We start from the raw sequence: 11,542 nt of genomic DNA, 5'->3' as shown, positions 1-11,542 counted from the left end.
CGGCTGTGGAGGGTGCTGCTTGCGGATGGACGGGTGGCCCTGAGACCTCCTGAGGCGTCGTGTGCTGTCCTGACATCGGAGGGCGCACCCGGTCCGCGTGATCAGCCGTTGATCGCGATTCGGCCGAGACCGGGCCGGAAGCGGCCGGCCGGGACGATACTTGCAAGGGCAGGGTGCCATCGCCTCCACGGCGCCACAGCCGGGCAGGGGCGGGGCGCGCCTCCATCGATGCATCCGAGGGGAGCCGTTCATGACCACGGCGAAAGACCTGTTCATCATCGCGATGGACTCCGGGCAGGAGCCCACCGTCGGGCAGGGGGACCTGTCGCTCGCGCTCGCGGGCGCCGAGCTGATCGATCTCCTCGGTGCCGGGGGTGTCACCCTGGAGGGCGACCGTGTCGTCCCGGGTGAGCCGTCGGCGCCTGGCGACCGGCTCCTCGGTGAGGCGGGGGCGCGGATCGTCCGGCAGACGCCGTACGAGCGCGTCGAAGACTGGCTGTGGCGTCGGGGCAGGGACCTCGCTGCCACTTACCAGACCGCGCTGGAGGTCGATGGCGAGCTGACGCAGAAGGCCGACGGCCGCCTGCCGTTCGGTGCGCGACGCATGGAGCTGGCCGATACGCCGTCCCGTCACGCGGCCGTCGATCGCTGGGAGCGGCGGGAACCCGTCCTGAGTGCCCTCGCTTCGGTCGTCGGCATCGGCGGCGGACCCTCCGACGTCGAGCCGGGCCTCGATGACGAGGCGGCCACCTCTGTGGTCGCCGCCGTGCACGACGCGGTCATGGAGCTGGAGGCCGTCCGTCAGAGGCGGACCATCGAGAACGCGGCCTTCGCCAACCTCTGGCGCGGGCCGTGATGCGAGTGGGGGGCCGGGGCCGAAGCCATCGATGACGGAGAGCGACCCACCGGCTGCCCCACAGGAGTCCGGGGGCCTGCCGATCCGGGTTGGGGGGTCTCGTCTTCATCCGCGTAGAAGTTCATGGCTCCCATTGACGTCCGGCTGCCTGAGCGGTGTCCTGCTATACCGGCTCGTCGACGTTCGAGCTCTGCCACGACATTTCGGTGTCGTGGCGCGGTCCGGGGCGTGGGCCTACGTCTTTGAAGCGGCGTGCCGTGACTCACGCCGCCGTGGTGCGGAACGTGCTGGGGCTGAGGCCCTTGTGGCGTTTGAAGGCGGTGCTGAAGCCGAAGGCGTCGGCGTAGCCGATGGTCTTGGCGATCTGGGCGATGCTGAGGTCGGTGTCGGCCAGGAGCGCCTCGGCGTCGTCCATGCGGCACTCGGTAAGGTAGGCGAGGGGCGGACGGCCCATCAGCTCGGTGAAGCGTCGGGCGAACAGTGCCCGGGAGACGCCGGCTTGAGCGGCCAGCGACGCGACCGTCCAGCTCTCGGCGGGCCGCCCGTGGAAGGCGTGCAGGGCGGGGGCGAGGACCGGGTCGGCGAGGCCGCGGTACCAGCCGGGCGCGTCGGCGCCCGCCCGGTCGAACCAGGTGCGCAGCGTGCAGACCAGGGCCCAGTCGAGGAGCCGGTCCATCAGCGCCTGCGAACCGGCGGAGAGCCGGGCGGCGTCGGCGGCGGAGTTCTCCAGCCAGGCGCAGACCTCGGCGTCCTCGGCGATGACCAGGACGGGCGGCAGGGCGCGCAGGAGCCGTTCGTGGCGGTGCCCCGAGGCGCGGTAGGCGCCCACGATGAGCGCGGTCGCCCCCTCCGGGCCGGTGCCCCAGTGGATGCCGTCGAGTTCCTGGCCGGTGCACGCGGCGTCCGCGGTGAAGCAGTTGATCTCGTACGAGGTGTGGGGGTGGTGGACGGTGCCAGGCTTGTCTGCGAGACGGAACCGTGCGGGGCCCCGGACGATGGCCGTGTCGCCCGCACCGATCGCGCGCTCGGTGCCGTCGGCCAGCAGCAGCGTGCCGCCCCCGCGCAGCACGCTGACCATGGTGAGCGGAGCGGCGTCGGCGAAGGTGATGCTCCAGGGCGCCGTCAGGACGGCATGGCTGACGACCGAGCCCTCGGCCCGGATGCCGCTCAGCAGTGAACTCAGAGGATCCACGGCGTAATCGTAGACGATCTCCTATGCTCTGGAGAGTTTCTCCCATGGATCATCTACGGTGCCGCGGTTGTACTGGACTCACTGCACAGATCGAGCCCTCGGGAGACACCGTGCCGCAGCACAGCAGTGACACCAGGACGGCCCTCGTGGTCGTCGCGCACCACCGCAGCGATTCCCTCACCGCCCACACCGCCCGCCGCGCTGCTGCCCAGCTCGAAGCCGCCGGATACCGCATCGACCTGCTCGACCTGCACGCCGAGGGGTTCGACCCGCGGATGAACGTGGAGGACCAGCCGGACTGGGGCAACCGGGAGAAGCCGTACTCGGACGAGACGCACGCCCACACGCGGCGGATCCTCGACGCCGATGTCGTCGTCGCCGTCTTCCCGGTGTACTGGCAGAGCGTGCCCGCGGTCCTCAAGGGATGGATCGACCGCGTATGGAACTACGGGTTCGCCTACGGCCGCAGCAAGCCCCGCCTGGCGGGCAAGCGCATGCTGTGGCTGGCCCTGGCCGGCGCCACCTCCGACGACCCCCTCGCGGAGTCGATGCAGTCCGCCCTCGAGGCCAACCTGAGCGACGGCATCGCCTACTACTGCGGCTTCTCCCGCTCCACCGTAGGCCTGCTCCTGGACGCGGAGGAGCGACCGCAGCGCATCGACGCCGAAGGCAATCTACTGGTCGGCGAAGCGGTCGCCGGCGCCGAACGGGAGGCGCAGTACAACGATTTCGACCGTCGCGCACGGAAGTTCGTGGACGAGTTCCTCGCGGACGAACTCGTCCCGGCCTGACGACCTCCAGATCCGGTGGTCTGACACTGCGGCAGTACGTGCGGGACCTGGTTGCCCGGCTCGCACCGGCGGACGGCCGGGCGCAATTCCGCCGCCTGCCGGTCGAGCGCCGCGCCGCCGGGATGCCGCCCTACGCGGCGCTGCCGCCGGACGTGCGCGCGCTGGTCAAGGCCGCAGGGCCGGGCCAGCCGCTTCGACCACTCCGGACCGATCCCGCGGCTGCGGACCACCAGGAGCGGGAGGGATGTCGTTGCCCGTGGAGGGGGAGGGGCGGCCGCGGGTGGTGGTGAAGCGGGCCCGGTCCGCGCTCGCGCTCGGCCGAAGAGAGGAAGCCTGCCGGTACGGGAATCATGCCCTGGTGCCGTCGGCGGGCTGCCGTGAACGTACTGCCGTGAACGTACTGCGGAACTCGTCCTCGGCAGCCTGGCGGCGGGAGCCGACCGGGCACGGCGTCCTGCCCGGACCGTTCGAGTCCGCCTGATGGCCGGAAAAGTAGGGTGAGTGCATGCCAAGAACTTCTCCCGCGGTTGCCCTCGACGCCCTGGTCGCCGGCAACAAGCGTTTCGTGTCCGGAATCCCCGAGCACCCCAACCAGGATGCCGCCCGCCGTTCGGAGCTCGCCCCCGGCCAGGACCCCTTCGCCGTCATCCTCGGATGCTCCGACTCGCGACTGGCCGCCGAGATCATCTTCGACCAGGGACTGGGTGACCTGTTCGTAGTACGCACCGCCGGCCATGTCGTGGGCGCAGAGGTGCTGGGGAGCGTCGAGTACGCGACCAACGTGCTCGGAGCACGCCTGGTGGTCGTGCTCGGGCATGACTCCTGCGGCGCCGTCGCGGCCGCTCGTACGGCGGTGGAGCACGGCTCCACCGCCGGTGGCTTCATCCGTGACGTGGTCGAACGCGTCACACCGAGCGTCCTCGCGGCCCGTGCCGCCGGCTTGACGGCCGACAGCGAGTTCGTGGACGAGCACATACGACACACCGTGGACCTGCTGCTCGACCGGTCCCGGCTGCTGTCCCAGCAGGTCGAGGCGGGCGAGGTCGCCGTCGTCGGCCTGGGCTACGCCCTGGCCGAGGGCAGCGCCCGGCTCGTCACCGCCCGTGGCATCGACGACCATGTGCCGGCCCTGGTCGAGGCGGATATCCAAGGTCCATGAGCAGGCGTTTCGACTGCTCGACTCCGCTGCTCGACTCCGCAGCTCCGTCCCGTCGGCGTCCGGAAGGCGGCCTGACGTCGCGGCCCGGTCAGCCCGGTCGTTCTCCCGACTGACACGGTCTACGGTCTACGGCCTGTGAGTCGGCGCTTTCTCTCCGAGAGACGCCCTTCCGGAGGCCAAGGCCGTGGCCGCCGGAACGGCGTCTTTTTCGGGTTCTTCGGGACGTCTTTCTGATCAGACGAAGATGGCGGCGACCGAAGATGGCAGCGACGTGGAGTCCGGCCAGGCGCCGCTCGACGGTGTCGCGCTGTTCGTAGGCGTCGCAGCCGAAGGCACGTGGTCGGCCGCCTCGGCGCCCGCGGCGTTTGCGGGCGACGGCCTCGGCGGCGGACTGTGGGATCACGGCCCGGATCCCGTGCCGGCGGAGGTGGTTCCGGATCGCGCGGGACGAAGAGGCCTTGGCGGCCAGGACCATGTCCGGCCTGGTCCTGGCCGACCGGTCCGCCCGGGCACTTCTGACCGAGCGGGGATGCGCGGTTCCCGACCGTCCTGGCCTGCGGCTTCGGACCCTGGCCGATGTGTTCGCCTATGCCCGGGCCGAGGGCGTCGAGATGCGGCTGGACGCCACCGAGATCCAGGTCCGCAGGCCCTTGACCGGCCGCGGCGGACGGCGGACGGCGGACGGTGCCGCTGATCAGCGGATGGCATGCAGGTGGGCGAAGACGACGAGGTTCTCGGTGTAGTCCTTCGCCCCACGGTCGTAGGGGCCTGCGCAGGTGATGAGCCGCACGAGCGCGTCCGGGGTGTCGGCGTAGACGCGCTGGTTGGGGAAGTCGTTCTTGCGGAAGCTCTCGACGGAATCGACGAGGAAGACGGCGGTGGTGCCGTCGGCGCGGGTGACGTCGAAGGTGTCTCCGGGGTCGAGCTCACCGAGGCGGGCGAAGACCGCCGGGGCGGTGGCGGTGTCGAGGTGTCCGGCGATGAGGGCGGTCCCCCGCTCGCCGGGTGAGACACCGGCGGCGTGCCATCCGACCAGGTTGGTGTCGTCGGCCGGCGGCGGGTCCAGGGCGCCGGAGGAACCGATCTCCAGGTCGGTGAACGGTGCGTTCACACCGATGTCGGGAATCGTCAGACGTACGGGTGCGGACCTCGGCATGGCGGGGCCGGCCGCCGGCCGTGCGCTCGGCGAAGCCGAAGCCGAAGCCGAGGGCGTGGCGGAGCCGGGTTCTGGTGCGGCAGCCGGAAGGTTCTCGGCCGGGGCGGACGACACGGCAGGGCGGGGCGGCTCGGTCGCGTCCTGCGCGAACATCCCTGGGCCCAAAAAGACCAGGAGCACGACCAGCACCAGCGTCCAGAACACCGTGGGCACAACCCACCGCACGGCACGCCGGGGTGCTTGCGCACGGGTGGGGTTTGGCCGGGTCTTCACCGCAAGAGCACCTTTCGAACGCGCAAGTCAGAACAGAGACGGAGCGGGGGCCGGGATGCGTGCGCTCCTCGGAAGGCAGCTCACGCATCCCGGCCGGTGCCCCTTACGCGCCTGCGGCCTTCTTGCGACGGTGGAGGAGGAACGCGGCCGCTCCAGCGGCCAGCAGTACGGCGCCGGTCACGTTCGTGCCCGTGTCCGCAAGACCGCCCCCGCCGGTGTGCATGCCGCCCTTGGGCTTGTCGTGCTCCTTGCCCCAGTCCTTCTCGCGGTCGCTCTGCGCGGGCTTGGAAGTGGACTCGGGCTTGGACCAGTCGTCCGCGTTCACCGTGGTGAGCGCACCGCCGCCCGTGTGCACGCCACCGCTCGGCTTGCCCCAGTCCTTCTCGCTCTTCTCGCCCTTGTCGTGCTCCTTGGACCAGTCGTCACCGCTCACCGCCGTGAGCGCACCGCCACCGGCGTGCACGCCACCATGCGGCTTGCCGTGCTCCTTCTCGCCCTTCTGGTGCTCCTTCTCACCGTGCTCGCCCTTGGACCAGTCGTCGCCGCCGGCGACGGACAGAGCACCGGAGCCGGTGTGCATGCCGCCGTGCGGCTTGTCGTGGTCACGCTTCTGGCTGTGGGCGGAGTCGTCCTTGTCCCAGTCGCCGGCGGTGAGCGCGTACGCGCCGGGAGTGGTGAGGGCCAGGGCGGCTGCGGTGGCGGTGGCGGCGAAGAGAATGCGGGCAGAGCGCATCGATGGCTTCCTTCCGTGCGCCGCGCGAGCCGACCCGCTGTCAGCTCTTCACACGCAGCGACATGACCAACCGTCAGCGGCCTGCCCCATGCCTGCCACTCGAGCTGGTACATCCGTGAGTGCAGACCTTCTCTGTAGGGCCGAAAGGGCGTCAGTGCTCCGTCCCGAGAACGTCACTGGGACGCACCCCTACAAAGGCAGCGGGCAACTTCCACACTTGCCGACGCACTTGGTTAACCACATTTCGTTCAGATGGCGTCCTTCACCGCGCTTACTCGACGCCGCGTACTTTCACGATGCCTTGCCGCGTGTGCGCAGCCGAGGTGTCAGAAAGACAGCAGATGAGGGAGAGCGGCAGCATCCCTTGCCGGCCCAGGAGCCGCGTCTAGGGTCTCCCCGGTCCTGGCTCTGTTCGCGAGAACGGGTTCTGGTTCTGGCTCAGGTTCTGTGGTGCGGCCACGTTGAGTGAGCGGATCACTTCGCGGTTGAACGTTCCCGATGGCGAGAGCGAACCCCGGGTCAGTCTCCCGCCTCGGCTCCAGGCCTCTTGCTGAGGAACTGCTTCGCTGCCTCAACCGCTTCTCCGTTGAGTTCCTCGACGGAGACTCCCCAGCTCTCCTCCCAGCCGTCTAGGTTGTACGCGCAGTGCACAAGGGGTTTCAGCTCTTCGGGATAGCCGAGGTCATAGGCGATGTCTGCCCAGATGAGGTGAGTGCCGACGGCGGGGTCCAGGGATCCGTCGGCGATCTGACCGGCGACCCAGTAGGCCATCGCCCACTTTGCGGCCCGGGGATCCGCGGGCGGGTGGAAGAGCAGTCCCAGCTCCTCCAGTACTTGGTCGAAGAGCTCCGGCGCTTCCGGCTCTTCGCCCCGGAGGAGTCCAGCCAGCAAGGCCAGGGACGGGCTCTCGACCCCAGCGATCAGCGCGTCCAGACCTGCCTGAATGAGCCGGTCCGACCCGACATGCCTGCCAAATGCTCGCTCACGCGCGATGTGTCTGAACTGATCGAGGGCGTCGTCGCTGGTCATCAAAGTCTTCTCCGTCGGCATCTGAGATGGGAAGGCTTGCACATCCGCCGGCGCGCCGCTGCCATCGAGTTCCTCCCGTCGTCGGTGATCAGGACACGAGGACGCGCTTCCGCAGGAGGGCGAAGCCTGCCCGGCCGAACATCTGGCGCTTGAGCATCTTGACCCGGTTGACGCGCCCTTCCACGACACCTGAGCTCCAGGGCAGGGTCAGTCCGGCGACGACGGCGTGGCGGTCGCGGTCGATGCCTGCGGCGAGAGCGTGGAGGCTGGGGAGGTCGTCCTGCCGGACGGCGTCGAGCCAGTCGGGCAGGCACTCGCCCAGGTGCGCGGTGAGCATGGCCGCGAAGGAGCGGACGTGCCCGGTGAGGGCGTCGAGCTCGGAGCAATGCGCCCGGGCGGCCTTGAGCTGGAGTTGTTCGGTCTCGGTGAGGGCGTCCGGACGGCGGAGGATCCATCCGACGCCGGTCCGGGGCGAGGGCGGACGGGCAGTCACCGGCTGCGGTGAGGTGCGCTTGTCGTGGAGGTAGGCGCGGACGCGCTGGTAGCTGCCCTTGTAGCCGAGTGGCACGATCTCCTCCCACAGCTTCCAGGTCGCCCTGCTCATCGGTGGGCTGACGGCAACTCGGCGCGGGGAACACGGTTGGGGCCGTGCTCGCCGGCCTGATGACGGGAAGAGTGAGCGCGCCCGCGCTGCACAAGCTCGTCGGGCACTGACCGATAGGAAGGGGCACCAGACCCGAATCCGCACGGGAGGGTCCGGTGCCCCTTCTTTCTGAAGACAGGTCCCGCCTAGGGGGTGTCTGACAATGCCCGGCCACCGGCCGCGGAGGCTGTTCCGGGAGCACCCGCCTAGGCAAACTAGTTAGTACCACCACAGAACCGTCACCATCCCTGCTCACCACGGCGCATCAGGGGCACCACCCGGAAGGGCGGCTTCCATCCTCTGCGTACGATGCGGCGGTCAGCTTTCGCACATATGGATGGAAAGGCTCCGTGCCACCATGTCCGGCCCCCAGAGCCACGAGTCTTCGCTTCTCCCTTCCTCCGCACCCGGCCCCTGGTGGCAGACGGGCGCGGCACGCGTGGGAGCCATCGCCGCCGTCCCCCTGCTGGGACTGGTGAACGACCGGCTCGGCGGGGTGGCGCTCCTCGTCGCGCTGATCCTCTTGTGGTGGCGCAGCCCTTGGCCCAGGTCGGGCAGGGTCGTCGCCTCGGTCGCGGCGATGGCCCTCTTCGGGGCGGTGCTCCCCGAGCAGCCCGCCGACACCCCGGCCCGTGCGGCGAACGCCGAGGCCGCGAAGCCGCCCACGCGCCCGAGCCGCTTCCCCACCGCTTCGCGGACGACGCCCGAGGCCACGATGCCCACGGTGCCCGACTTCACGGGCGACTCGCTGGACGTGGCCTTCCCGAAGTCGCGGAGGAGGGGCTTCACGGTCACCTACCACGACGCCTCGGACCAGAAGCGGGAGGTGACGGCGCGTTCGCTGTGGAAGGTCTGCTTCCAGGTGACTGGCGGATCGCCCGAGGAGCCGATCGTGGACTTCGGTGTCGTACGCCGCGAGGAACCGTGCCCCGAGGCCGAGGGCGAGACGGTGCCGTGGAAGAAGATGCCCGACGTCCTGGGGCTGACCTGGCGCGCCGCCGTCCCGAAGGTGACGGCCGCGGGCGTACCCGAGGACGATGTGCACGCCGAGGCCGCGTACCTCAACGACAGGCTCCCCCGTGAGGGCGAGTACGACGACTGGCGCGTGTGCCGGCAGGACCCGGTGAGCGGCGGTCCCCTCACCGACGAGGTGTACATCGTGAGCCTCGCGCTCTCCTCGCCCGACCACGGCTGCCCTGCCCCGGACCGGGGCAGGGACGCCTACCTGCCGGACCGCGACGACGACGGCGACCCGGACTACCTCGACCCGTACCCCCGCGACCGGAACCGCACGAGGCTGTACCCGAACGGAATCCCCGGCGATACGGGCGGCTCCGGAGGTTCGGGCGGCTCCGGCGGCGGCGGGCACATCTGCCGCCACACACGCTGGTGCTGACGGTGCCTTGACGCGGCGGAGAACAGCCCGGCCTTCGCCGATTCCCACCCTCCGGCCTTCGCCTCCACGACAGGTTCACCTGATCGTCGCGTCAGGATCGTCGTAGGTCCTGTCCCGCAAAGGGTCTTGGATGGGTTCGCGGAGCCAGAGGATGAGCGAGGCGAGGCGGACTCCGGCCTTGTAGCGGGCGGCGAGTTCGTCGAAGCGGGTGGCGGACCGCGCGGAACTGCTTGAGGCGGTCGAAGCAGCGTTCGGCCACGTTGCGGGCCTTGTAGAGCTCAGGTCGAAGGCCGGCGGTCTGCCGCCGGCCTTCCCTCGCCGCAGGCGGTTGGCCTTCTGGCCCGCCCGCTCCGGGATCACCGCTCGGATGCCTCGCCCGCGCGGGACCTGGCGGATCGCCCGGGACGAGTACGCCTTGTCCGCGAGGACCGCGTCGGGCCTGCGGCGGGGGCGCCCGGCGCCGGTCCGGGCACCTTCTCCGAACTCCGAACAGCTCCCTGGGCCAGCTGTGAAGGCCGCCTCCTTCATCAGCTGTCAGCCTGGAGGCCGCCGGGCAGGTGGGCGTCCGTATCACGGTGGGTTCGGTCCGTGACAGTCCTGATGTGGGGCGCCCGGGCGATCAGGTCGAGGGTGTCGGTCCAGATGTCGCCGATCGGGGCGCCATCGAGGTCGAGCTGGTCGTAGCCGAATGCGGCGGGGAGTAGTTCGGTGGTGAGGAGCAGGTCAGGGGTGCTGTCCAGCGCGGTGCTCCACAGGGCGTGGAACTCCGCGCGCTGGGCGGCGTCGATGGTGGGGACGGGGGCCTGGACGTTCTGGCCGTTGTTCAGGCGGAGGTGCAGTTCGCCGCAGCGGCGGGCCAGGGTGTGCAGGGCTTCTGCCCAGTAGGGGGGCCAGGGGGCCCGCAGTTCGGCCGTGACGGTGTAGTGGCTGAAGTCGCCGCACAGCAGGAGGTCCGGGTGACGGTCGAGCAGGCCGAGGGTGCGCCTGAGGTCCTGGGTGAGTCGGTGGCGGTGGGTTTCGAGGAAGAACGGCAGGGCGTACTGCTCGCTGAGCGTGAGCAGCTCGCGGATCCGGGCGTCCTGCCAGGAGTCGTTCCGCCAGTAGCCGTCCACCTGGGCGTTCAGGCTCGTCATGCCCGCTGCCGCGGCGTGTTCGAAAAGCGGTTCGGCGGGGAGGTCCTCCGGGAGGTGGGCGCAGCCCGACAGGGCCAGGCCCGATTCCGCCACCGTCGCCGAGAAGTCCGGCCGCCCGGAGGCGACGAGGGGCAGAGGCACCTGCACGCCGTCGAAGCCCGCCTGCGCGATGCGGGTGAGGCGTTCGGTCAGGGGCAGGTCCGCGGGCAGGGTCAGGAGGCTGCAGTGCAGACGTGGCATCACAGACCGTCCTGGTCGTGCCAGTGGTTCTGCCATCGGGTGTCGATCGGGTCCGAGGCCGCCTGGTAGCGGATGTCGGTGGAGAGGCGGAACCGTCCGGCGGGGTCCTGGTTGTCGAGGGAGGCGTGGATGATGTGGGCGCTGTGCACCATGAGGTCGCCCGCGGCGAAGTCGGTGACGAGCCACCGGGAGTCGTGCTCCTCGGCCAGGGCGGGCAGGTCCGCGGTGATCGACGCGGCGGGGCGGCGCAGACGGCCGGCGGCCTCGTCCGCCAGGACGCGGTGATGGCTGCCCTCGAGGTAGACGAGGGGCCCCTGGGTGACGGGGCAGTCGCCCAGCGGAATCCAGGAGGAGACCACGCGGTCGGTGCCTTCGCGCAAGTAGACGAGGTCGTAGTGGGCCTGTGTGGCAGTTCCGATGCCCGACTCGCCCGGCCCGACATGGCGGATGATCTTCCTGCGGTGCAGGTGTACGTCGTCGGCGCCGAGCAGCTCTCGGTAGAAGGCGACCAGGTCCGGGTGCCGGCAGAGGGCCTCGTACTCCTGGCCTGGGACGATCTGTTGGAACAGCAGGTGGCGCAGGCGCGCCCGATCCAGCTCTGCGGTGGATCCGGCGAGCCCGTCGAGCGGGTCGGAGCCCGGGCGGGTCAGCCCGGTCCCGGCCAGTGTGGCGAAGTAGTGGCGGCGGAAGCCCTCGATCGTCGTGCGGTCGAAGAATCCCGGCAGGTAGAGGTAGCCGTCCTGGGCGAGGCGGGCCCGCAGGGCGCGCGGGTCGTGGCGTTCGGTGTCCGGGACTGGTTCCAGGCGCCCGAGCCTGCGTTCGCTCGTGTCCAGGCGGTAGCCGTTGGAGCTGAGGGCGTCCGGTAGCGGTCGGTCCAGCTGTCTCGTACTCATGACGGAATCGTCAGGCCTGGCGCTGACGAGGCACAATGCACGGATTCC

The 11,542-nt window shown here is 70.3% G+C and carries 11 protein-coding genes and 3 pseudogenes; 5 read left to right on the top strand and 9 right to left on the bottom strand.

Going from position 1 to position 11,542, the window contains the following annotated elements; translation table 11 throughout:
* The first annotated feature begins 250 nt into the window (after positions 1 to 250).
* Positions 251 to 856 (top strand): GPP34 family phosphoprotein, encoded by a 606-nt coding sequence (locus tag ACFCY7_RS11410; RefSeq protein WP_376483473.1) that lies wholly within the window; start codon positions 251 to 253, stop codon positions 854 to 856.
* A 262-nt stretch (positions 857 to 1,118) separates the two neighbouring features.
* Here the strand turns inward: ACFCY7_RS11410 and ACFCY7_RS11405 are convergent, their stop codons facing one another.
* Positions 1,119 to 2,048, bottom strand: a complete 930-nt coding sequence (locus ACFCY7_RS11405; RefSeq protein ID WP_376483471.1) for an AraC family transcriptional regulator — start codon at positions 2,046 to 2,048, stop codon at positions 1,119 to 1,121.
* Between the two features lie 110 nt (positions 2,049 to 2,158).
* On the opposite strand from ACFCY7_RS11405, the gene ACFCY7_RS11400 reads away from it, so the two are divergent.
* Together ACFCY7_RS11400 and ACFCY7_RS11395 are read left to right on the top strand one after the other, a co-directional pair.
* Positions 2,159 to 2,839 carry an NAD(P)H oxidoreductase gene (locus ACFCY7_RS11400; RefSeq protein WP_376483469.1) on the top strand — a complete coding sequence of 227 codons (681 nt, stop codon included), beginning with the start codon at positions 2,159 to 2,161 and terminating at the stop codon, positions 2,837 to 2,839.
* Positions 2,840 to 3,344: 505 nt separating this feature from the next.
* A complete protein-coding gene (locus tag ACFCY7_RS11395; RefSeq protein ID WP_376483468.1) occupies positions 3,345 to 3,998 on the top strand; it encodes a carbonic anhydrase in 654 nt (217 codons plus the stop codon).
* Positions 3,999 to 4,287: 289 nt separating this feature from the next.
* On the opposite strand, the pseudogene ACFCY7_RS11390 reads toward ACFCY7_RS11395, so the two are convergent.
* Positions 4,288 to 4,556: pseudogene (locus ACFCY7_RS11390) on the bottom strand (IS5/IS1182 family transposase); the annotation flags it as partial.
* Here ACFCY7_RS11390 and ACFCY7_RS11385 point away from each other — a divergent pair.
* A pseudogene (locus ACFCY7_RS11385) lies at positions 4,505 to 4,672 on the top strand (IS5/IS1182 family transposase); the annotation flags it as partial. The pseudogenes ACFCY7_RS11390 and ACFCY7_RS11385 overlap by 52 nt on opposite strands.
* 20 nt (positions 4,673 to 4,692) lie before the next feature.
* On the opposite strand, the gene ACFCY7_RS11380 reads toward ACFCY7_RS11385, so the two are convergent.
* The 4 genes from ACFCY7_RS11380 to ACFCY7_RS11365 form a co-directional block, all read right to left on the bottom strand.
* Complete coding sequence (locus ACFCY7_RS11380) at positions 4,693 to 5,307, bottom strand: class F sortase (protein ID WP_376483526.1); 615 nt, start codon at positions 5,305 to 5,307, stop codon at positions 4,693 to 4,695.
* A gap of 223 nt (positions 5,308 to 5,530) precedes the next feature.
* Positions 5,531 to 6,160 carry a hypothetical protein gene (locus tag ACFCY7_RS11375; protein WP_376483466.1) on the bottom strand — a complete coding sequence of 210 codons (630 nt, stop codon included), beginning with the start codon at positions 6,158 to 6,160 and terminating at the stop codon, positions 5,531 to 5,533.
* Positions 6,161 to 6,679: 519 nt separating this feature from the next.
* Entirely contained in the window at positions 6,680 to 7,189 is a 510-nt protein-coding gene (locus tag ACFCY7_RS11370) for a hypothetical protein (RefSeq protein ID WP_376483464.1), read from the bottom strand.
* An 88-nt stretch (positions 7,190 to 7,277) separates the two neighbouring features.
* A complete protein-coding gene (locus ACFCY7_RS11365; RefSeq protein WP_376483462.1) occupies positions 7,278 to 7,793 on the bottom strand; it encodes a transposase in 516 nt (171 codons plus the stop codon).
* Between the two features lie 478 nt (positions 7,794 to 8,271).
* Between ACFCY7_RS11365 and ACFCY7_RS11360 the strand changes: the two genes are divergently transcribed.
* Positions 8,272 to 9,228 carry a hypothetical protein gene (locus ACFCY7_RS11360; RefSeq protein WP_376483461.1) on the top strand — a complete coding sequence of 319 codons (957 nt, stop codon included), beginning with the start codon at positions 8,272 to 8,274 and terminating at the stop codon, positions 9,226 to 9,228.
* A gap of 75 nt (positions 9,229 to 9,303) precedes the next feature.
* Here ACFCY7_RS11360 and ACFCY7_RS11355 read toward each other — a convergent pair.
* The 3 genes and pseudogenes from ACFCY7_RS11355 to ACFCY7_RS11345 all read right to left on the bottom strand — a co-directional run.
* Positions 9,304 to 9,696 (bottom strand): annotated as a pseudogene (locus tag ACFCY7_RS11355) (transposase); the annotation flags it as partial.
* Positions 9,697 to 9,755: 59 nt separating this feature from the next.
* Positions 9,756 to 10,601, bottom strand: coding sequence for a sugar phosphate isomerase/epimerase family protein (locus ACFCY7_RS11350; protein ID WP_376483460.1), 846 nt, complete (start codon positions 10,599 to 10,601; stop codon positions 9,756 to 9,758).
* Positions 10,601 to 11,494, bottom strand: coding sequence for a phytanoyl-CoA dioxygenase family protein (locus ACFCY7_RS11345; protein WP_376483459.1), 894 nt, complete (start codon positions 11,492 to 11,494; stop codon positions 10,601 to 10,603). The genes ACFCY7_RS11350 and ACFCY7_RS11345 overlap by 1 nt, the downstream gene beginning before the upstream one ends.
* Between the last annotated feature and the right edge of the window lie 48 nt (positions 11,495 to 11,542).

It is taken from the genome of Streptomyces sp. NPDC056361 (assembly GCF_042262805.1).
Lineage (GTDB): Bacteria > Actinomycetota > Actinomycetes > Streptomycetales > Streptomycetaceae > Streptomyces.
The sequence above is the reverse complement of the archived record's forward strand: the minus strand, read 5'-3'. Positions and strand labels throughout refer to the sequence as shown.

Excerpts from the sequence above, each read along its gene's own strand:
- ACFCY7_RS11410 (WP_376483473.1), top strand. The coding sequence starts at position 251 with ATGACCACGGCGAAAGACCTGTTCATCATCGCGATGGACTCCGGGCAG.
- ACFCY7_RS11395 (WP_376483468.1), top strand. The coding sequence starts at position 3,345 with ATGCCAAGAACTTCTCCCGCGGTTGCCCTCGACGCCCTGGTCGCCGGC.
- ACFCY7_RS11380 (WP_376483526.1), bottom strand. The coding sequence starts at position 5,307 with ATGTTCGCGCAGGACGCGACCGAGCCGCCCCGCCCTGCCGTGTCGTCC.
- ACFCY7_RS11375 (WP_376483466.1), bottom strand. The coding sequence starts at position 6,160 with ATGCGCTCTGCCCGCATTCTCTTCGCCGCCACCGCCACCGCAGCCGCC.
- ACFCY7_RS11370 (WP_376483464.1), bottom strand. The coding sequence starts at position 7,189 with ATGACCAGCGACGACGCCCTCGATCAGTTCAGACACATCGCGCGTGAG.
- ACFCY7_RS11365 (WP_376483462.1), bottom strand. The coding sequence starts at position 7,793 with ATGAGCAGGGCGACCTGGAAGCTGTGGGAGGAGATCGTGCCACTCGGC.
- ACFCY7_RS11350 (WP_376483460.1), bottom strand. The coding sequence starts at position 10,601 with ATGCCACGTCTGCACTGCAGCCTCCTGACCCTGCCCGCGGACCTGCCC.
- ACFCY7_RS11345 (WP_376483459.1), bottom strand. The coding sequence starts at position 11,494 with ATGAGTACGAGACAGCTGGACCGACCGCTACCGGACGCCCTCAGCTCC.